Here is an 18,564-nt window from a genome sequence, read left to right on the forward strand (position 1 = left end):
TTATTGGCAGGAAAGCATAATGCGGAAACTCTTTGGAACCGATGGCGTGCGCGGCACCGCCAATATCCATCCCATGACCGCGGAGATGGCGCTGCGCATTGGCGCGGCGGTGGGGCGATATTTCCGTCGCGATGGCACTGGTGTGCACCGGGTGGTGATCGGCAAGGACACCCGGCTGTCCGGCTATATGTTTGAAAACGCGCTGACGGCAGGGCTGACCTCGACCGGCATGAACGTGCTGCTGCTGGGCCCGGTGCCGACGCCGGCCGTGGGGCTGATGACGCGCTCGATGCGGGCGGACCTTGGCGTGATGATCTCAGCCAGCCATAACCCGTCCGAGGACAATGGCATCAAATTCTTCGGCCCTGACGGTTTCAAACTGTCGGACAGCGCCGAGATGGAGATCGAGGCGCTGGTGGAAACAGGGGTTGAACCGGCGAAGGCTGTTAACATCGGACGCGCCAAGCGGATTGACGATGCCCGGTTCCGCTATGGCGAGCGGGTCAAAAGCTCCTTGCCGCGCAATCTGGGCCTCAACGGGCTGAAGGTGGTGATCGACTGCGCCAATGGCGCGGCGCACCGGACCGCGCCCGAGGTCCTGTGGGAACTGGGTGCCGAGGTGATCCCGGTGGGTGTTGCGCCTGATGGCCTGAATATCAACCGCGGTTGCGGCTCGACCCATCCGCAGGCCGCGGCTGAGGCGGTGGTGGCGCATGGGGCGCATGTCGGGATCTGCCTGGATGGCGATGCCGACCGGGTGATCCTGATTGACGAGACCGGCACGGTGGCGGATGGCGACCAGCTGATGGCGCTGCTGGCCAGCCGCTGGGCCGACGAAGGTCTTTTGACCGGCGGGGCGCTGGTTGCAACCGTGATGTCGAACCTTGGTCTGGAACGGTTCCTGGAGGGCAAGGGCCTGGGGCTGGAGCGCACATCCGTCGGTGACCGTTATGTGGTCGAGCGGATGCGCGAGGGCGGGTTCAACCTGGGCGGTGAGCAATCCGGCCATATCGTGATGAGCGATTATGCCACCACCGGCGACGGGCTGATGGCGGGGCTGCATTTCCTGGCGGCGATGGTGCAGACCGGCCGGAAGGCGTCAGAGCTGGCGCATCAGTTTGAAACCGTGCCGCAGCGGCTGCGCAACGTGCGGTTCCAGGCGGGCCAGGTACCGCTGGAGGATGCGCGCGTGCAGGAGGCGATTGCCGCGGCCGAAAAGATGCTGGATGGCCAGGGGCGGCTTTTGATCCGCAAATCCGGCACCGAGCCTTTGGTGCGGGTGATGGCGGAATGCGAGGATGCCGGGCTGATGACGCTTGCGGTCGACAGCGTGGTGGCCGCAGTTGAGGCTGCCGTCGCGGAGTAAAACCCGGAGGGTCAGCCGCCTTTGCCAAACAGGCGCCTCAGCTTGCCGAGCTGGCTGAGGCCCAGGCCGCCCAGGATCATCACCATCGCAAGCAGCATCGAAGGCGGCAGCTCCTCGCCAAGGAACACCGCGCCCAGCACCACCGCCCAGACCGGCACCTGGTAATTGGTGAGGGTCATGAAGGTGGGGCCGGCTTCGCGCACCACGATCACCCGCAGCAGGTTGGCGGCGGCGGTGGGGATCAGGCCGAGGATGGCGGCAATCAGCAGCGTTCTTGTGTCCGGCATCACCGGCGGGCCTTCGGCCGCCCAGGCAGCCGGGAAGATTATGAAACTGCCGATCACCAGCAGAACAGCGGCCAGCCCCACGGGGTCCACCGGCGGCAGGCGGCGGGTCAGGATGGAGCTTACCGAATAACAGGCGGCGGCTGACAGGCAGGCGGCGCGGCCATAGGCCTCCAGTTCGGCGCCGCTGGTCTCAAACGCCTTGCCGCCAATCAGCAGCGCAACACCGGCAAAGCCGATGCAGAAACCGATGAGGCGGCGCAGGGTCATTTGCTCGCCGGGGACAAAGACATGCGCCAGCGGCAGCACCATCAGCGGGATAGCCGCCATGCTGACGCCGGTAAAACCGGAGGAGACATGCTGCTGGCCCCAGGAGATCAGCATGAAGGGCAGGGCGGTGCTGAGGATCCCGATCAGGATCAGCGACGGCCAGTTGGCCTCGCCCCGAAACAGTTTGAACCCGCGCCAGCCCCAGACCGCACAGAGCAAGAGCGCGGCAAAGCCGATCCGGCTGGCCGCCAGCCAGAACGGGGTGATGCCGTCCAGCGCCAGCTTGATCAGTAGAAACGTCCCGCCCCAGACAAAGCCGAGGGTGGCGATCATCAGCCAGTAGCGCGGTGCGATATCGGGCATGGGTCCCTCGTGCCGGTTCACCGCGCGACATGACCCCGCCGGGCGGGCGGGGTCAATGGCAATTGCTTTGTTATCGATCGAACAGTTCGCGCTTCATGCCACGCGCGGGCGGCGGCTGCGGCTGAGCAGGAGGCCGCCGAGGATCAGCGCCAGCGCGGCAAACAGCTGCGGCGGCAGGGTTTCGCCCAAGAGGGCCGCGCCGAAGATCACCGACCAGACCGGCACTTGGTAGTTCACGGTGGAAAGGAACGCGGGGCCTGCGCTGCGGGCAACCTGCACCAGAAGTACCTGAGCGAGCGCGGTTGGTAAAAGGCCAAGGTAGATCACGGCGCCAAGCGGCAGGGCGGCGGGCAGCTCAGGCACGCCCTCAGCCCAGAGCGCGGCGGGGGTCATCATGGCGGCGCCGCACAGGAGGGCTGCGGCGGAAAGCGACAGCATGTTCACCTGCGGGCAGAGCCGGGTGATGATCGAGCCGATGGCATAGCAGAGCGAAGCGCCGAGGCAGGCAAGGCGGGCCAGCGATTCAAAATCGGTGCCGGCGGAGCGGAAGGCGTCGAGCCCGATCAGCACCACCACGCCGGCAAAACCGATCACGAAGCTGATGGTGCGGCGCAGGGTCATATGCTCGCCCGGCACCAGCAGATGCGCCAGCGGCAGCACAAACAGCGGCACCACGGCCATGCAGACCCCGGCAAAGCCGCTGGCCACGTAAGTTTGCCCCCAGCTGAGCAGGGTGAAGGGCAGCGCGTTGGTGAAGAAGCCCATGCCGATAGCGCAGGCCCAGATGATACGGCCTTCGCGCGTTCGCGGCGAAGGCAGACCGATGCCCATGGCATAGACCACGCTCAGGAGGCACAGCGCGCCGATGGAGATCCTGAGCGCGGCGATGGTCATTGGCGGGAAGCCCCGCAGCGCCAGCGACACCGCCATGAAAGAGGCGCCCCAGATCACGCCGAGGAAGAGGAGCTTGGCCCAATTGGCGGCGCCGGGAGTGTCTGGCATCGGATAACCTCAATGAAATAAATGAAAAAGGGCGCCCCAAGTTGGAGCGCCCTGCAGAGGTAAGGTCAGCGGATGGTTCCGCGGGCGCCTTAGTTCTTCTCTTTGTCGACCATCTTGCCGGCCGAGATCCACGGCATCATGCCGCGCAGCTTGGCACCGGTTTCTTCGATCAGGTGCTCGTCGTTGGCACGGCGGGAGGCCTTCAGGGTCGGCTGGCCAACCTGGTTCTCCAGCATGAAGTCGCGCACGAACTTGCCCTGCTGGATGTCTTCCAGAACCGCTTTCATGCGGGCTTTGGTTTCGTCGTACTTCAGGATGCGCGGGCCGGTGACGTACTGGCCGTACTCGGCGGTGTTGGAGATCGAGTAGTCCATGTTGGCGATGCCGCCTTCATAGATCAGGTCAACGATCAGCTTCACTTCGTGCAGGCACTCGAAGTAGGCCATTTCCGGGGCATAGCCGGCTTCGACCAGGGTCTCGAAACCGCAGCGGATCAGCTCAACCAGGCCGCCGCAGAGAACCGCCTGCTCGCCGAACAGGTCGGTTTCGCATTCTTCGCGGAAGTTGGTTTCGATGATGCCGGAGCGGCCGCCGCCGATGGCGGAGCAGTAGGACAGGCCGGTTTCCAGCGCTTTGCCGGTGGCGTCGGTGTGGACCGCGACCAGGCAGGGCACGCCGCCGCCTTTGGTGTATTCGCCGCGCACGGTGTGGCCCGGGCCCTTGGGCGCCATCATGATGACGTCGACGCCTTCTTTCGGCTCAATCAGGCCGAAGTGCACGTTCAGGCCGTGGGCAAATGCGATGGCTGCACCCGGACGGATGTTGTCGTGGACGTATTTCTTGTAGGTCTCAGCCTGCAGTTCGTCGGGCATGGTGAACATGATCACGTCACACCAGGCGGCCGCTTCTGCGATACCCATGACCTGCAGGCCTTCGCCTTCGGCCTTTTTGGCGGAGGGGGAGCCTTCGCGCAGGGCAACGACAAGGTTCTTGGCACCGGAGTCGCGCAGGTTCAGCGCGTGGGCGTGGCCCTGGGAGCCATAGCCCAGGATGGCCACTTTCTTGTCCTTGATCAGGTTCACATCGCAATCGCGGTCGTAATAAACGCGCATGATCCACGTCCTTTCGTTTGGTGTTTGAAGGCATCATAGGCATGTGGGCGGGGAAGGCGATTGCTGGTGCGCATAAATTCCACAGTTTCTTTGCGGTAGTCATTCGTCATTTTGACTGATAGTGAAGAAATCATGCTTGATGATCTGGACCGGCGCATTCTGCGCTATATGCAAGGCGACCCGGAGCAATCGATTCCGGATCTGGCCGAACGGCTGGGGCTTACGGCCTCGCGCCTGTCGCGGCGGCTGGAGAAGCTGCGCGAGGCGCGCGTGATCCTTGGGCAGCGGGCGGTGATCGACTGGCGGGCTTTGGGCTATGAGGTCGAGGTGTCGCTGCGGGTGACGCTGGACAAGACCAATCCGCGCGCCTTTGACGAGTTCATCGAGGCGGCCCGCGGCATTGCCGAGGTGATCGAGATCCAGACCTTTCTGGGCCAGGTGGATGTGCGGCTTTCGGTAATTGCGCGGGACATGCCGCATTACCAGCAGATCTACCGTGCCGCCATTTTGAACCTGCCGCATATCACCGACATTGAGGCGCTGATGCATGTGGCGCGGATCAAGTCGGACGAGGTGCTGCCTGTATGAGCGCGCTGGATGATCTGGACTTTGCCATTCTGCGGGCGCTGTCAGAGGATGCGACCTTGTCGGCAGGTGCCTTGGGGCGGCAGCTGGGCCTCAGCCAGCCGGCCACCTGGCGGCGGATCAAGAGGCTGCAGGAGACGGGCATCATCGCGGGCCGCAGGCTGGAGCTGGACAAGGAGAAGCTGGGGTTCGGCGTCACTGTCTTTCTGGGGGTGAAGCTGGCCACCAAGGGGCGGGTCAGTTTGGAAGATTTCGAACGCGCGGTCGCTGCCATCCCCGAGGTGCAGACGGTGGAGCATGTGCTGGGCATGTATGACTACCGCCTGCGGGTGACGGCGCGGGATATTTCCGACTTTGAGCGCGTGCTGCGCCGCCGGGTGATGACATTGCCGGGGGTGGGGAATGTCGAGGCCAATGTGCTCTTGAGCGAGGAGCGGCGGCCGGGGCCGCTGGGCTGATGGGGAGGCGGGATCTGAAGAGTAAAAGCGGCAAACAGGTGAAGGCGAAACTGTCGGCGGATCATGAATTCGCGGAGCTGATTGCAGAAGCCTACAGGGTTTTTGCGGCACCCAAGCCCGCGGAGACCGGCGTCTGCAAGGGGTGCTGCATGGATCCTGCCATCGAGGCGGATTTTCTGGTGCCGGATATCGCAGCCCTGCCGCTGCACTACCTGCAGGACTGGTATTTTGCCGCCGTTTCCGATGCCTTCGGTCAGCCCATCTGGCGCTACCTGCTGCCGCGGGTTCTGGAGGTTCTCGCCAGCGGAGAGGAGCTGGCCTATGTCGGGCTCGAGGTCAGCCTGAACCGGTTTCCAACCGGAGACGCTGCGCGTTGGAAGTCGGAGGAATGGGGAGTGCTCGACAGGTTCCGGCACATGTATCTGGACCGGGCTGTCCGGCATGGCGAGGACTGCCTGGATGATGTGCTGTGCATGTTCGGTATTGCCGGATGGCCGCTGGCGGATTTGTTCGCGCAGGTGCTGGACGGTCCGGCAGATGCGCTTGCGGAGAGGCTGTGGCGGGACTGGTGCATCGGGCGCCCGTCGATCTGGATCTCGGCGTTCTGGGACAATGGTGGCAATTCTGATGTCTTTGCCTTTTACACCTCGCCGGAGCTTTACCGGCGGATGGCGGATCTGGCCTTGGATGAGCAAACGCCGCCAGAGCTGGCGGAAAAGGCGCTGGCGGTGGCCGGGGTGATCGAGCAGGCGGTGGCCTGGGACGCCGGCGGCTGAGGCGCGATTGCGCCAGATGGGCGGGCCGCAGCAGAGTGTTTGTTGCCGATCAGAAACCCGCTTGGCGCAAATGCGGGTGTTTTCTGTCGTGCTTGGGCTGTCTTTTCCTTTCCGTTTCGCCAGTATTCCCCTTCGGAGAACGGCGGCGGCGCTGTATGCCATTGTAGGCTTTGCCAAAGCCTGCGGCACCGGCTAGCCGTTAGTAAAGGAAGACAAGGGAGGCCCAGATGGCACTGCTCGATACCGTGGACCCGCAGGGTCTGGATGAATTTTCGGTGGTTTTCACCGACCGCTCGCTCAACCACATGTCCAAGACCTTTCAGACCGTGATGCTGGACATCAATGCGATGCTGAAAGAGGTCTATAACGCCGAAGCGGTGGCGCTGGTGCCGGGCGGCGGGACTTATGCGATGGAGGCGGTGGCGCGCCAGTTTGCCCGCGGGACAAGTGCGCTGGTCGTGCGCAATGGCTGGTTCTCCTACCGCTGGAGCCAGATCTTTGAGGCCGGCGGGTTCACCGCGTCCTCCACCGTGATGAAGGCGCGCCGCACCGGCAATGAGAGCGCATCGCCGTTTGAGCCCGCGCCGATTGCGGATGTGGTTGCTGCGATTCATGAGCAGAAGCCGGACATCGTCTTTGCCCCGCATGTGGAAACCGCTGCCGGTGTGATCCTGCCGGACGATTATGTGACCGCGATGGCCGCAGCCGCGCATGAGGTGGGCGCGCTGATGGTGCTGGACTGCATCGCGTCGGGCTGTGCCTGGGTTGACATGAAGGCGACCGGTGTGGACGTGCTGATCTCTGCCCCGCAGAAGGGCTGGAGCGCGTCTCCTTCCGCCGGTCTGGTGATGTTCTCGGACCGTGCGCTGGCGCGGCTGGAGGAGACCACTTCGGACAGCTTTGCCATCAACCTGAAGCAGTGGCGCACCATCATGAAGGCCTATGAGGACGGCGGCCACGCCTATCATGCCACCATGCCGACGGACGCGCTGAAGGATTTCCGCGACACCATGCTGGAGACCAAGGAATACGGGTTCGGTAAACTGCGCGATGCGCAGTGGGCGCTGGGCAACGGCGTGCGGGCCATGCTGAAGGAAAAGGGCATCACCTCCGTGGCGGCGGACGGTTTTGGCGCGCCGGGCGTGGTGGTGAGCTATACCAGCGATCCGGATGTGCAGAACGGCAAGAAGTTCCTGGCGCTGGGCACCCAGATCGCGGCCGGCGTTCCGCTGCAATGCGATGAGCCTGCGGATTTCCGCACCTTCCGGCTGGGGCTGTTCGGCCTGGACAAGCTTTATGACGTGGATGCCACCATCGCGCGTCTGAAAGCGGTCGTGGATCAGGTGCTTTAACGCAATATCCGGACTGGGCTGCGCAAGGGAATATTGCTTGTGCGGCCCAGCCCGTGGCGCAGGGTGAGCCAGATCACCCCAAGGCTGATCGCCAGCCAAACTCCGCCCCACAGCATGGTTGAGCCGCCGAACTCCTCGGCCATCATCCGCGCGTCGGAGCGCAGGTAAGAACGCGCAATGGTGTCGTCCCAGAGATCAAGCGGCGCGTAGATCATGCTGCTGACCCCGATCACACGCAGGATCATGTCGTTGATGTTGAGGCTGAGGTAGCGCGACGCGGCGAGCATCAGCGCGCCGGTGGCAAGGGTGAAACCAAGCGCAAAGAGATCCCTTACATAGAAGGCAGCAACAGCCAGGGTAATCGCGCCGAAGACGGCAAGCACCTTGCGGTCCCAATCGGTGCGCAGGGCAATCACGAACAGGGCAGAACCGATCAGCAGCGACCCAGTGTAGCCTGCCGTGAGCGTCAGGAAGCGGCTGCCGCCGCGCGAGATCACCCTGCCGCCTTCATAGGGGTCGATGGTCAGGCTGACCACATCGCCGCCGGTGAGCAGGGTTGCTGCCGCGTGCGACAGTTCGTGCAGGAATACGGTCAGGATACGCAGGGGCAGCAACGCTGGTGTTTGCCAAAGGGCGGCAATGGCCAGGGTCAGGCAGAGGAGCTGCCAGTGGCCTTTCATAAAGCGTCCGGCAGCCCGCATGTTATTTCACACCAAGGCCCATTTGCATCAGCGTTTTGCGCACCGGGGCCAGCGAATACAGCGCGTTGAGGCCGAAGGCGCGCAGGTCGCGCAGCGGGCGCGGCGCCAGCATCGAGGTGCGGTTCAGGAGGTCGATGCCCTTCACGCGCAGCAGGATCTCGTTGTGGCGGGCCTTGTGGTAGGCGGCCAGCATCTGGGCATCACCCAGGCCTTCGGGGCGGGCCTCGGCCAGTTCCAGCAAGCTGCGCAGGTCGCCCAGGGACATGTTCAAACCTTGCGCGCCGATCGGCGGCACCACATGGGCGGCTTCGGCCATCAGCGCCAGCCGTTCGCCGTTCAGCCGCTCCGCCGACTGGCTGATGATCGGCCAGATGGTGCGGCGCGACGCCAGTTTCAAACCGCCGAACAGCCCGCAGCTGCGTTCGGTCATCGCGGCCTCAAAGGCTGCGGGTTCGAGATTCAGCAGTTCCTGCGCCCTGGGTCCGCGCTCCATCCAGACAATGGCTGAGGAGGACTGGCCCTGGTATTCGGGCAAAGGCACCAGTGTAAAAGGCCCGCCGGAGCGGTGGATCTCGGTGGAGACGTTGTCATGCGGCACAGGGTGGGTGACGGCAAAGGCCAGCGCCTTTTGCCCGTAACGGGTGGTTTTCACCGGAATGCCAGCGGCCTCGCGCATCGGGGAATTGCGGCCGTCGCAGGCGACAACCAGCTTGGCCGTCACTTGGCTGCCGTCGCTGAGGCTGACGCGCGCCTCATCGGTGCGGGTGAACAGGGCGGTGGTGCCGGTGCCAAAACGCAGGTCGGCGTTCGGCACTTCTGCCAGCCGCGCAATCATCTCGCGCCGCAGCAGCCAATTGGGCAGGTTCCATCCGAACGGCTGGTCGGAGATGTCTGCGGCGTTGAAGTCCTTGACCACCCGCGGTTCGGGCCGGGCGCCGCCGGCATCGACGATGCGCATGATTTGCAAGGGGGCGGCGTGGTCCGCCAGCCGCGCCCAGATCCCGCAGCGCTCCAGCAGGGCCTGAGCGGGCTGCAGAAAGGCGGTGGTGCGCAGGTCGGAGCCTTCGGCGTCGCGTTCTGTGACCGGCGGAGCCGGGTCGGCACAAATGACGCTGAAGCCCTTGGAGGCAAACGCGGCGGCTGCGGTCAGTCCCGCAATGCCGCCGCCGGAAATCAGGATGTCGCAGGTCTCGGCCATGGTCTCAGCCCTCCGTTGTTGCCCTGAAATAGGCCCTGACGGAGGGGGAAGACAAGCCGCAACCTGCCGCGCGGGGAATTAGCCGCGGGTGATGGAGAGCAGAACCAGGAACATCACCGGCACCATGCACAGCGCGGGAATGTAGAGGCCCGGAATGCCGAACAGCAGGATCGAGCAGCCCCAGAGGCTGACAAAGGTTGCCAGAGCGTAGCCGATGTTCTCTTCGGGGCCATAGGCGACCTCCTTGAAGATCCGTCCCAGCAGCGGCACGGCAAACAGGATGCGCTGCCACAGGGTCAGGCGGGCGGGGAGGGTGTATGCGCTCATCAGGTGGTCTCCTGTATTTGTCTTCGCGGCGCATATAGGGAGGAAAACATGCAGCAAACAGGTATATTTTGACGCAGTTGCGAAGTTTCGCCGGAATGCAATTGCACACCTTCCGCGATGCGGCAAACCACTGCGCAAAAGCGTCCCGGCGCTGGTTCCGGGGCTCAGGTCAGGGCGGCGAGGAATCCGGCCAGATCGTCCGAGTGATGGTGGATATGGTCCGCCTGGACCGGCTCTGGCGCCACATGCACGGTGCGCATGCCCATCTGATGCGGGGCGGCCAGGTTGCGCGGATCGTCCTCGAACATGGCGGCCTGCTGCGGGGCGATCCCGGCGCGGTCAAACACCCGGTCAAAGGCGCGGCGTTCGGGCTTCGGGTGGTAGTCCGCATGCTCGACGCCGTAAACGTCATCGAACAGCCCGGACAGCCCGCGGGCGGCCAGTACCCGTTCCGCATAGGGCGCAGAGCCGTTGGTGTAGACGATTTTCTTGCCCGGCAGGTTGCGGATCGCGGCCGCCAGCGGCGCGTCCTCCTCCAGATGGTCCATAGAGATGTCGTGCACCGCGACCAGATAGGGGTCCGGGTCCAGATCATGTTCGCGCATCAGCCCGGCCAATGTTGTGCCATGCTCGCGCCAGTAGTAGCTGCGCAGGCGGTCGGCCTCGGTCCTGTCCACCTTGAGCGCGTCCATCACATAGGCGGTCATCTTGACCTCGATCTGGTCGAACAGCCGTGCGGACGGGTGATAGAGGGTGTTGTCGAGATCGAACACCCATTCGCAAACGTGGGAAAAGGAATGTTTGGGCATGGTGCTGAAGTAGGGGCCCCAAGCGGTATTTGCAATCAAAAGCGCATTTTGCCTGCGGGTTTTCAGCGCGTTGGCGCCATCAGGGTTGATTGCTGGGGGATGCGCTGTAGAGATTGTCGGATCAAAACAGACAGGGACGACCATGAGCCAGAGCCGCAGCAACCAGAAAGATGCCTATGCGCTGATCCTTGAGGCCATCGACTCCGGGATCTACAAGCCGGGCGACCGGCTGGTGGAAAGCGATCTGGCGGAACGCTTTGGGGTGTCGCGCACGCCGATCCGAGAGGCGCTGCAGCGGCTGGAGACGCAATCGCTGCTGGAGCGTGACGGGCGGTCGCTGATCGTCGCTTCGCTGGACCACAACCAGATGGCCGAGCTGTATGTGGTGCGGCGCGAGCTGGAGGGGCTGGCGGCGCAGCTGGCGGCGCGCCATGCCACCGAGGAAGAGATCAAAGTGCTGAAGGAGATGGTCGAGTCCGACGACAAGCTGATCGGCGACCCGGCGGCGCTGTCCAAGGCCAACCGGCGGTTCCATGAGCAGATTCACCTGGCCTCGCACAACCGCTATCTGGTACAGCAGCTGGATCTGGTGCACCGGACCATGGCGCTGATGGCCACCACCTCGCTGGCGGCCGAGGGCCGCAGCGAGATTGCCCAGTCGGAGCACAAGGGCATTGTCGACGCGATCAGCCGCCGCGACGAGGCGGCTGCGGGCGAGGCTCTGAAGGAGCACATCTCGATTGCCTTCATGACCCGGCTGAAGCAGGACGCCAGCGGGCGCGGATAACCCGCCACAGACGGCGACGGGCAGCGGGTTTGATGCCGTGGGCTGTCTTGTCCCAGAAATAGGGGCGGGCCAGCAGCTCATGCGCCGCCTTGGCAACGGCAATGGCCCCCATCGGGAAGTAGAGGATCATCGCCGGCGCCCAGGCGGCCAGCCAGGGCCGCCCCATGGCAAAGGCCGCAGTGATGCTGATTACCAGTCCCAGCCCTTCAAAGAGAACGAGCGTGGCCGCCGCCAGCGTCAGCAGCTGCGGCGGCAGGCTCTCTGCGCCCGGGTGCGGCAGACCCAGGGTGAACAGCCAGAACGACCAGAGCACGGGGGCAAACAGAAACTGCCCGATGGTGCCCAGAAAGAAGGCCTGAAAGCCAAGAAAACGCTTCCAGCCCAGATCGGCCAGCAGCCGCAGCGGCTGACGCATGTGCACCAGGTAGGTCACCATGAATCCCTTGAGCCAGCGGGAGCGCTGCCTGATCCAGGGCCAGGGGCGCCAGTTGGCCTCCTCATAGGTGGTGCTGGGCAGCATTTCGGTGCGGTAGCCCGCCCGGTACAGGCGGACGCCCAGATCGGCGTCCTCGGTGACGTTGTGGGCATCCCAGCCGCCCAGTTCTTCCAGCACCTCGCGGCGCACGAACATCGTGGTGCCGCCCAGGGGCACCACCAGGCCAAGCCGGGCCATGCCGTCCAGGACGATGCGGAACCAGCTGGCATATTCCAGTGTGAAGCAGCGCGAGATCCAGTTCGTGCCGGGGTTGTAATAGTCCAGCACCCCCTGAAAGCAGGCAGTGCGCTTCCCGGCGGAAGCAAAAGCCTGCGCCACCTGGTTCAGCTGGTCTGTCTGAGGTGCATCCTCGGCATCCCAGACCCCGATAATGTCGCCCCGGCAGAAGTTCAGTGCATAGTTCATCGCCCGCGGTTTGGTTGTCAGCCCGCCGAAGGCCGGGACCTCCACAACCCGGATCCAGGGCGGCAGGCGGGTGTTCTCCAGCGCGGCCCGGGTGACACTGTCGTGCTCTTCCAGCACCAGGATCACGTCTGTCTGCGCCCGCGGATAGCTGAGTTTCCGGATCCGGCTGAGCAGAGCGTGGCTGATCTCCGCCTCCTGGAAAAGCGGCACCAGGACCGAAATCATCGGGTATGTGGTGCAGACGGGCGGGGCTACCGCAGGCGCAGCGGATGTCCTGTCCGCACGTGCCTGCCAAAAAGAGGCGAGCCCGAAGAGTTTGAGTGCGGTGAACAGGAAAACAGTCAGCAAGGCAACTGCGCTGAGGGCGGCGGGAAGTGCTGAAGGTGCCTGCCAGGCCAGATATAGCGCCGGAGCGGCCAAGGCGGCCAGCAGAGCGCGGCTTCGGGGCGGCCTCAGAGTTCGGCAGCTTTGGCGCGGAGGCACGCTGCAGCTCGCCTGCCGCACCAGCGCCGGGCTGAAGTGGGCTGTCAGCAAAGCCGTGATTTGCGCTTCACTGGCCAGAACAGGCGTGATGTGTTCGAATTTGTCCTGCAACTCCTGCTGCAGGGTTTCAAACCGGTCGGGGTGGGCCACGGCCAGGGTGACGGTCCGGCCAAGCTGCATCCAGGGAGCAGCGCAGTGGCGCAGCCAGAACGCTGCGGGTTTGCAGGCCAGCAGCCGGGTATTGGCCACCTGGCCGGACAGGTCCGCACGTGGCATCCGGTATTGGGAGGAAAGGGTATCCTGAACCTGATCTTCGCTGGCCAGGCCTTCGGCGACCAGCACCCGGCCAAGCGCCGCCCCTTGATGCTGGCGCAACACCAGCGCCTTCATCATGCTGCTGCTGTCCACCGGCGGCAGAGCATCCGCTGGCCCGCGCTGCCGCGGGGGCTTTTGGTGCTGCGGCGGCCGGAGCTGCCGCAGCGGCTGTGACACAATACCCATCGCCTGCCCGCAACACTGAAACCAGAGGCGTTCAGGCTGGCGGCAGGGGGTTAAGAGTTGGTAAATGCGGCGTTAACCATGCCTCCGGAGCGGCATGGCCAGCCGGTTTTTTACGCAGATTTGCGTTCTGCCATCGCGTCGGCAAAGCGCTCGAACAGGTAGAAGCTGTCCTGCGGGCCGGGGCTGGCTTCGGGGTGATGCTGCACCGAGAAGACCGGCTTGCCGGCAATGCGGATGCCGCAGTTGGAGCCGTCGAACAGCGAGACATGCGATTCTTCGACGCCCTCCGGCAGGGTCTGCGCATCGACTGCAAAGCCGTGGTTCATAGAGGTGATCTCCACCTTGCCGGTGGCATGCTCCTTGACCGGATGGTTGGCGCCGTGGTGGCCGTGGTTCATCTTGACGGTCTTGGCGCCCAGGGCCAGTGCCAGCATCTGGTGGCCGAGGCAGATGCCGAAGACCGGCAGGTCCGCTTTCAGCACGTCCTGGATCATCGGCACCGCATATTCGCCGGTGGCAGCCGGGTCGCCCGGGCCGTTGGACAGGAACACACCATCGGGGTTGTGCGCCAGCACTTCCTCTGCTGTTGCAGTGGCGGGCAGCACCGTCACGTCGCAGCCAGCAGATGCCAGGCAGCGCAGGATGTTGCGCTTGGCGCCATAGTCGACCGCGACAACTTTGTGCTTGGGGGTTTCCTGGCGGGCATAGCCATCGGGCCAGGCCCAGCGCATTTCATCCCAGCGGTAGCTTTGCGCGCAGGTCACGTCTTTTGCCAGGTCCAGGCCGACGAGGCCGGACCAGCCGCGTGCCTTGGCGACCAGCGCCTCGACGTCAAAGTTGCCCTCGGGGTCGTGGGCCAGTGCCACATGCGGTGCCCCCTGCTGGCGGATCGCGCGGGTCAGGCGGCGGGTGTCGATGCCGCCGATGGCGATGCGGCCGGTGCGGGTGAGCCAGTCCTTAAGCTCTTCGGTTGCGCGCCAGTTGGAGGCCAGCGTCGGATCCCATTTCACCACCATGCCTGCCGCAACCGGATCGCCGGTTTCGTCATCTTCCGGGGTGACGCCGGTGTTGCCGATGTGGGGGAAGGTGAAGGTGACGATCTGGCCGGCGTAGGAAGGATCAGTCATGATCTCCTGGTAGCCGGTCATCGCGGTGTTGAAGCAGAGCTCGGCCACGGTGTCGCCGGTCGCGCCGAAACCGGTGCCGTAAAAGACGGTGCCATCAGCGAGCGCCAGGCATGCGGTGGGCTTGGTCGGGGCGGAAGCGGCCATTGCGCGAGTCTCCATGCGGGTAAAATTCATGGGCTTGTAAGGGGAGCGCCCATGCGGGTCAAGCCTGCAAGAGGCGGGCAGGCTGACGCGGGGTCCGGAATTGAAAGTTTACTGAAAACTTGCGCAGAAGCGCCGGAATGGATAACCATCGGTGTCCGGCAACCATGGGGATGCTTTTGAATATGGATACGCGCACTCGGGTCAACCAGGCCCTGAAGCAGGCGATGAAAGACAAGGCCGCCGCCCGGCTGGCCACGCTGCGGCTGATCAATGCCGCCATCAAGGACCGCGAGATCGCGGCCCGTGCCGATGGCGAGGAAACCAGCATCGGCGACGGCGAAATCCTTGCCATTCTCGGCAAGATGACCAAGCAGCGCAAGGAAAGCGCCCGCGCCTATGAGGAAGGCGGACGGCTGGACCTGGCAGAGCGGGAACTGGGCGAGATCAGTGTGATCGAAGAGTTTCTGCCGCAGCAGCTGAGCGACGAGGAAGCTGCCGAGGCAGTGAAGGCCGCGGTGGCTGACACCGGCGCCGAATCGATTCGCGACATGGGCAAGGTGATGGCCGCGCTGAAGGCGAAATACACCGGCCAGATGGACTTCGGCAAAGCCGGCCCGATGGTCAAGGACCAGCTCTGCAGCAAGGGCGATTGCTGATCCGCTGCTGCCGGCCCAAGACCGCACTGCCGCGCGGTGCCTGCGGCGCGAGTATTTGAAGAATGATGAAGAGAGGCCCGCAGCGCGGGCCTTTTTCATGCCTGCTTCACGGACAGGGCGTCTTTCAGGTCGCCGTAGAGCGCCACCCGTTCCTCCTCTGACAGGAAGGCGCCGATCTCGACCTCGCGGCCACCGCCCTGCAGGGTGACGTAATGGGGCACCGGGCCGTCATGGTCGTGCATCTCCACACGGGTCCAGTAGCGGTTGCAGTGCCAGCTTTGGCGGGCCCCGTCCGGGTTGATCCGTTCCAGCCGGGCTTCCTCAGCGGTGAGGGTCAGCACTTCGAGGATCTGGTGGTCGCGGCGGCTGCGGTCCAGCGCCCATTTCATGCCGAACAGCGCCAGCAGCAGGAAGGGCAGCAGCCCCCACAGCAGGAAGGACCCCAGGAGCGGCACCAGCGGCACGCAGATCAGAGCGGCAGTGAGGCCAATGAAGCGCACGTAGCCTTTGGGCGGCAGCGACTGGTGCGGCCAGAGGTGGAGTTCGCGCTCGGCGCCGGCCTGCGGGCGGGTCCAGTTATAGGGCATCGGTTCGGGCCTGCTGGGAAGAAAGGCTCTTTCAAGAATGATGTGCCGGAAAGACGGGATGTCCACTGCGGCTGTTCAGCCCGTCACGAGGGCATGAAAAAGGCCCCGGAGCGTCAGCGCCGGGGCCTTTCTCTATTTCAGGATCCGGACCCGCTTAGTGCGAATGCGAGCGGTCCCAGTCTTCCTGCTTGGGCAGGATTTCGAAGGTGTGTTCCGGCGGCGGAGACGGCAGGGTCCACTCCAGTGTGTCCGCGTATTCGTTCCAGTAGTTATTCTGGGTGACGCGGGCGCCGCGCAGCAGCGAATAGATCACCACGCCGAAGAACAGCAGGAACGATGCAAAGGACAGGAACGCGCCGTAAGACGAGATCTTGTTCCAGTAGGCGAACCCTTCCGGATAGTCGATGTAGCGGCGTGGCATGCCCTGACGGCCCAGGAAGTGCTGGGGGAAGAAGGTCAGGTTGGCGCCGATGAAGAACATCCAGAAGTGGATCTGGGCGCCCAGCTCGTTGTACTGGCGGCCGGTCATCTTGCCGAAGTAGAAGTAGATGCCCGAGAAGATCGCAAACACCGCACCAAGCGACATCACATAGTGGAAGTGAGCCACAACGTAGTAGGTGTCGTGGTAGGCGCGGTCGACAGCCGCCTGGCTCAGCACCACGCCGGTCACACCGCCAACGGTGAACAGGAACAGGAAGCCGAAGGCAAACATCATCGGAGCTTTGAACTCGATCGAACCGCCCCACATGGTGGCGATCCAGGAGAACACTTTCACGCCGGTCGGAACCGCAATCACCATGGTGGCCAGCATGAAGTAGGCCTGCTGGTTCAGCGACATGCCGACGGTGTACATGTGGTGCGCCCAGACGACAAAGCCCAGCACGCCGATGGCGATGATCGCCCAAACCATCGGCAGGTAGCCGAACACCGGCTTGCGCGCGAAGGTGGCGATGACGTGGGAGATGATGCCGAAGCCGGGCAGGATCACGATGTACACTTCCGGGTGGCCGAAGAACCACAGGATGTGCTGGTACAGGATCGGGTCGCCGCCGCCGGCTGCGTCAAAGAAGGTGAAGCCGAAGTTGCGGTCCATCAGCAGCATGGTGATGGCGCCTGCCAGAACCGGCAGCGACAGCAGGATCAGCCAGGAGGTGACGAAGATCGACCAGGAGAACAGCGGCACCTTGAAAAGGGTCATGCCCGGTGCGCGCATGTTCAGGAAGGTGGTGATCATGTTGATCGCACCCAGGATCGAGGAGGCGCCCGAGACGTGCACGGCGAAGATAGCCAGGTCCATCGAGTAGCCGCCCTCGTTCACGGACAGCGGCGGGTACAGAACCCAGCCGACGCCGGAACCCAGCTGGTCATTGCCGCCCGGGGAGACAACCGAGAGAACCGCCAGCGAGGTGCCTGCGACATACATCCAGAACGACAGGTTGTTCATCCGCGGGAACGCCATGTCCGGCGCGCCGATCTGCAGCGGCATGAAATAGTTGCCGAAACCGCCGAACAGGGCCGGAATCACCACGAAGAACATCATCAGGATGCCGTGGGCGGTGATCATCACGTTCCAGAGGTGGCCGTTCGGGGTACATTCCGCAGAGGCGTCTGCGAACATGCGCGCACCCTCCAGGCACATGTACTGAACGCCCGGGTCCATCAGTTCCAGCCGCATGTATACGGTGAAGATGACAGAGATGAGACCTGCAATCGCCGAAACGATCAGGTAAAGAATGCCGATATCCTTATGGTTCGTGCTCATGAACCAGCGGGTGAAAAAGCTCCGCTCGTCCTCGTGGCCGTGACCATGAATGGCTGCATCTGCCATTTAGGTGCCTCCTGCTGCATAACGAAAGGCCACCGGAGACGGACTCCGGGCGGCCTGGATTCCTTGCGAGTTTTAGTGTGGCCTGACGGGGCCTTCAATGGCGGAGTTTGATCTGGATCAAGATTTATTGCCGCAGGGGCTTGAATGCCCTGGGAATTGCCCGGTTCAGAGCGCTTGACCTGGGGGCGGGGGGCGCGCACAACCGGGGTGAGCCAGAACAAGGAGCCCGGACGCATGCCTGCTTATGATCCCGACAACATTTTTGCCAAGCTCCTGCGCGGGGAGATCCCGTCCACCCGCGTCTATGAGGATGACGAGACCCTGGCCTTTATGGATATCATGCCGCGGGCTGACGGGCATCTGCTGGTTATTCCTAAGACGCCTTGCCGCAATATCCTGGATGCGAGCCCGGCACAGTTGGCGGCGGTGATGCAGACGGTGCAGAAACTGTCGCAGGCTGTGATCACCGCGTTCGGCGCGGACGGGGTCACCGTGCAGCAGTTCAACGAGGCGGCCGGCGGGCAGGAGGTGTTCCACCTGCACATGCATGTTCTGCCGCGGCACGAGGGCGACCGGCTGCGTCCGCCGGGGACCATGGGTGACATGGAACTGATCCAGGCGCAGGCCGAAAAAATCCGTGCGGCGCTGGCTTAGGGCTGATCCTTCCTGCTCGTCAGTATCTTTTGAGCTGTGAATACGCCGCGGCTTTAAGCTGCGGTGTTTCGGCATGCAAATTTATGCATCTGAAATAAATGTTGAATTTTAGTTGAATTTGATCATAGCTGTTTCGCAAATTGGTTGTAGGTCAGAGAGGGCGCCCGCGCCCAAGAGTTTGGGACCCCAAGAATTGGGGTAATTCGGCACTGTATGCCAGCCTGGTTCCAGGCGGCATCAGCCGGGTATTTTCTGTTTGCAGGCAGGCTGCCTGAAACATGCAGGCCAGAAGG

Annotated in this window: 19 protein-coding genes; 8 read left to right on the forward strand and 11 right to left on the reverse strand. The window is 63.7% G+C overall.

All coding sequences use genetic code 11. The features are described from left to right. Positions 1-19: 19 nt before the first annotated feature. Positions 20-1,366: a phosphoglucosamine mutase gene (gene glmM, locus RA26_RS12105; RefSeq protein WP_039184011.1), complete on the forward strand. Its 1,347-nt coding sequence runs from the start codon at positions 20-22 to the stop codon at positions 1,364-1,366. Between the two features lie 11 nt (positions 1,367-1,377). On the opposite strand, the gene RA26_RS12110 is transcribed toward glmM, so the two are convergent. The 3 genes from RA26_RS12110 to ilvC all read right to left on the reverse strand — a co-directional run bounded on the left by RA26_RS12110 (position 1,378) and on the right by ilvC (position 4,397). Beyond that, the gene (locus RA26_RS12110; RefSeq protein ID WP_039184013.1) at positions 1,378-2,283 is read right to left on the reverse strand and encodes a DMT family transporter; all 906 of its coding nucleotides are present in this window, start codon (positions 2,281-2,283) and stop codon (positions 1,378-1,380) included. Between the two features lie 93 nt (positions 2,284-2,376). Continuing rightward, positions 2,377-3,285 carry a DMT family transporter gene (locus RA26_RS12115; protein WP_039184014.1) on the reverse strand — a complete coding sequence of 303 codons (909 nt, stop codon included), beginning with the start codon at positions 3,283-3,285 and terminating at the stop codon, positions 2,377-2,379. Between the two features lie 89 nt (positions 3,286-3,374). After that, positions 3,375-4,397, reverse strand: coding sequence for a ketol-acid reductoisomerase (ilvC, locus tag RA26_RS12120; protein WP_019298383.1), 1,023 nt, complete (start codon positions 4,395-4,397; stop codon positions 3,375-3,377). Between the two features lie 132 nt (positions 4,398-4,529). Between ilvC and RA26_RS12125 the strand changes: the two genes are divergently transcribed. From RA26_RS12125 to RA26_RS12140, 4 genes are all read left to right on the forward strand, one after another. Next, complete coding sequence (locus RA26_RS12125; RefSeq protein WP_039184015.1) at positions 4,530-4,985, forward strand: Lrp/AsnC family transcriptional regulator; 456 nt, start codon at positions 4,530-4,532, stop codon at positions 4,983-4,985. Beyond that, the gene (locus RA26_RS12130; protein WP_039184017.1) at positions 4,982-5,440 is read left to right on the forward strand and encodes an Lrp/AsnC family transcriptional regulator; all 459 of its coding nucleotides are present in this window, start codon (positions 4,982-4,984) and stop codon (positions 5,438-5,440) included. Before RA26_RS12125 ends, RA26_RS12130 begins: the two co-directional genes overlap by 4 nt. Beyond that, positions 5,440-6,216 carry a hypothetical protein gene (locus tag RA26_RS12135; protein ID WP_039184018.1) on the forward strand — a complete coding sequence of 259 codons (777 nt, stop codon included), beginning with the start codon at positions 5,440-5,442 and terminating at the stop codon, positions 6,214-6,216. Before RA26_RS12130 ends, RA26_RS12135 begins: the two co-directional genes overlap by 1 nt. A 227-nt stretch (positions 6,217-6,443) precedes the next feature. Continuing rightward, entirely contained in the window at positions 6,444-7,568 is a 1,125-nt protein-coding gene (locus RA26_RS12140) for an aminotransferase class V-fold PLP-dependent enzyme (RefSeq protein WP_039184019.1), read from the forward strand. Here RA26_RS12140 and RA26_RS12145 read toward each other — a convergent pair. The 4 genes from RA26_RS12145 to RA26_RS12160 all read right to left on the reverse strand — a co-directional run bounded on the left by RA26_RS12145 (position 7,565) and on the right by RA26_RS12160 (position 10,603). Beyond that, the gene (locus RA26_RS12145) at positions 7,565-8,248 is read right to left on the reverse strand and encodes a M50 family metallopeptidase (RefSeq protein WP_241482637.1); all 684 of its coding nucleotides are present in this window, start codon (positions 8,246-8,248) and stop codon (positions 7,565-7,567) included. The genes RA26_RS12140 and RA26_RS12145 overlap by 4 nt on opposite strands. 22 nt (positions 8,249-8,270) lie before the next feature. Then, the gene (locus RA26_RS12150) at positions 8,271-9,467 is read right to left on the reverse strand and encodes a UbiH/UbiF family hydroxylase (RefSeq protein ID WP_039184021.1); all 1,197 of its coding nucleotides are present in this window, start codon (positions 9,465-9,467) and stop codon (positions 8,271-8,273) included. Between the two features lie 78 nt (positions 9,468-9,545). Beyond that, a complete protein-coding gene (locus tag RA26_RS12155; RefSeq protein WP_039184022.1) occupies positions 9,546-9,794 on the reverse strand; it encodes a hypothetical protein in 249 nt (82 codons plus the stop codon). Positions 9,795-9,958: 164 nt separating this feature from the next. Next, on the reverse strand, positions 9,959-10,603 hold the full coding sequence (locus RA26_RS12160; protein WP_039184174.1) for a pyrimidine 5'-nucleotidase: 645 nt from the start codon (positions 10,601-10,603) through the stop codon (positions 9,959-9,961). 142 nt (positions 10,604-10,745) lie between these two features. Between RA26_RS12160 and RA26_RS12165 the strand changes: the two genes are divergently transcribed. Then, positions 10,746-11,390, forward strand: coding sequence for a GntR family transcriptional regulator (locus RA26_RS12165; RefSeq protein WP_039184023.1), 645 nt, complete (start codon positions 10,746-10,748; stop codon positions 11,388-11,390). On the opposite strand, the gene RA26_RS12170 is transcribed toward RA26_RS12165, so the two are convergent. Next, on the reverse strand, positions 11,350-13,275 hold the full coding sequence (locus tag RA26_RS12170; RefSeq protein ID WP_039184024.1) for a glycosyltransferase: 1,926 nt from the start codon (positions 13,273-13,275) through the stop codon (positions 11,350-11,352). The genes RA26_RS12165 and RA26_RS12170 overlap by 41 nt on opposite strands. Before the next feature lie 110 nt (positions 13,276-13,385). Beyond that, positions 13,386-14,546 carry a glutamine-hydrolyzing carbamoyl-phosphate synthase small subunit gene (gene carA, locus RA26_RS12175; RefSeq protein WP_039184025.1) on the reverse strand — a complete coding sequence of 387 codons (1,161 nt, stop codon included), beginning with the start codon at positions 14,544-14,546 and terminating at the stop codon, positions 13,386-13,388. Between the two features lie 182 nt (positions 14,547-14,728). Between carA and RA26_RS12180 the strand changes: the two genes are divergently transcribed. Continuing rightward, the gene (locus tag RA26_RS12180; protein WP_039184175.1) at positions 14,729-15,202 is read left to right on the forward strand and encodes a GatB/YqeY domain-containing protein; all 474 of its coding nucleotides are present in this window, start codon (positions 14,729-14,731) and stop codon (positions 15,200-15,202) included. A gap of 95 nt (positions 15,203-15,297) precedes the next feature. Here the strand turns inward: RA26_RS12180 and RA26_RS12185 are convergent, their stop codons facing one another. Next, the gene (locus RA26_RS12185; protein ID WP_039184026.1) at positions 15,298-15,789 is read right to left on the reverse strand and encodes a DUF2244 domain-containing protein; all 492 of its coding nucleotides are present in this window, start codon (positions 15,787-15,789) and stop codon (positions 15,298-15,300) included. A gap of 154 nt (positions 15,790-15,943) precedes the next feature. Then, on the reverse strand, positions 15,944-17,617 hold the full coding sequence (ctaD, locus tag RA26_RS12190; protein ID WP_039184027.1) for a cytochrome c oxidase subunit I: 1,674 nt from the start codon (positions 17,615-17,617) through the stop codon (positions 15,944-15,946). A gap of 234 nt (positions 17,618-17,851) precedes the next feature. Here ctaD and RA26_RS12195 point away from each other — a divergent pair, with 234 nt between their 5' ends. Then, complete coding sequence (locus RA26_RS12195; protein WP_039184177.1) at positions 17,852-18,271, forward strand: HIT family protein; 420 nt, start codon at positions 17,852-17,854, stop codon at positions 18,269-18,271. The last annotated feature ends 293 nt before the right edge of the window (positions 18,272-18,564 follow it).

Source organism: Leisingera sp. ANG-M7, assembly GCF_000813965.1.
Taxonomy (GTDB): Bacteria; Pseudomonadota; Alphaproteobacteria; order Rhodobacterales; family Rhodobacteraceae; genus Leisingera.

Excerpts from the sequence above, each read along its gene's own strand:
- RA26_RS12155 (WP_039184022.1), bottom strand. The coding sequence starts at position 9,794 with ATGAGCGCATACACCCTCCCCGCCCGCCTGACCCTGTGGCAGCGCATC.
- RA26_RS12125 (WP_039184015.1), top strand. The coding sequence starts at position 4,530 with ATGCTTGATGATCTGGACCGGCGCATTCTGCGCTATATGCAAGGCGAC.
- RA26_RS12110 (WP_039184013.1), bottom strand. The coding sequence starts at position 2,283 with ATGCCCGATATCGCACCGCGCTACTGGCTGATGATCGCCACCCTCGGC.
- RA26_RS12160 (WP_039184174.1), bottom strand. The coding sequence starts at position 10,603 with ATGCCCAAACATTCCTTTTCCCACGTTTGCGAATGGGTGTTCGATCTC.
- carA (WP_039184025.1), bottom strand. The coding sequence starts at position 14,546 with ATGGCCGCTTCCGCCCCGACCAAGCCCACCGCATGCCTGGCGCTCGCT.
- ilvC (WP_019298383.1), bottom strand. The coding sequence starts at position 4,397 with ATGCGCGTTTATTACGACCGCGATTGCGATGTGAACCTGATCAAGGAC.
- RA26_RS12135 (WP_039184018.1), top strand. The coding sequence starts at position 5,440 with ATGGGGAGGCGGGATCTGAAGAGTAAAAGCGGCAAACAGGTGAAGGCG.
- RA26_RS12140 (WP_039184019.1), top strand. The coding sequence starts at position 6,444 with ATGGCACTGCTCGATACCGTGGACCCGCAGGGTCTGGATGAATTTTCG.
- RA26_RS12195 (WP_039184177.1), top strand. The coding sequence starts at position 17,852 with ATGCCTGCTTATGATCCCGACAACATTTTTGCCAAGCTCCTGCGCGGG.
- RA26_RS12130 (WP_039184017.1), top strand. The coding sequence starts at position 4,982 with ATGAGCGCGCTGGATGATCTGGACTTTGCCATTCTGCGGGCGCTGTCA.
- RA26_RS12165 (WP_039184023.1), top strand. The coding sequence starts at position 10,746 with ATGAGCCAGAGCCGCAGCAACCAGAAAGATGCCTATGCGCTGATCCTT.
- RA26_RS12115 (WP_039184014.1), bottom strand. The coding sequence starts at position 3,285 with ATGCCAGACACTCCCGGCGCCGCCAATTGGGCCAAGCTCCTCTTCCTC.
- ctaD (WP_039184027.1), bottom strand. The coding sequence starts at position 17,617 with ATGGCAGATGCAGCCATTCATGGTCACGGCCACGAGGACGAGCGGAGC.
- RA26_RS12170 (WP_039184024.1), bottom strand. The coding sequence starts at position 13,275 with ATGGGTATTGTGTCACAGCCGCTGCGGCAGCTCCGGCCGCCGCAGCAC.
- RA26_RS12185 (WP_039184026.1), bottom strand. The coding sequence starts at position 15,789 with ATGCCCTATAACTGGACCCGCCCGCAGGCCGGCGCCGAGCGCGAACTC.
- RA26_RS12150 (WP_039184021.1), bottom strand. The coding sequence starts at position 9,467 with ATGGCCGAGACCTGCGACATCCTGATTTCCGGCGGCGGCATTGCGGGA.
- RA26_RS12180 (WP_039184175.1), top strand. The coding sequence starts at position 14,729 with ATGGATACGCGCACTCGGGTCAACCAGGCCCTGAAGCAGGCGATGAAA.
- RA26_RS12145 (WP_241482637.1), bottom strand. The coding sequence starts at position 8,248 with ATGAAAGGCCACTGGCAGCTCCTCTGCCTGACCCTGGCCATTGCCGCC.
- glmM (WP_039184011.1), top strand. The coding sequence starts at position 20 with ATGCGGAAACTCTTTGGAACCGATGGCGTGCGCGGCACCGCCAATATC.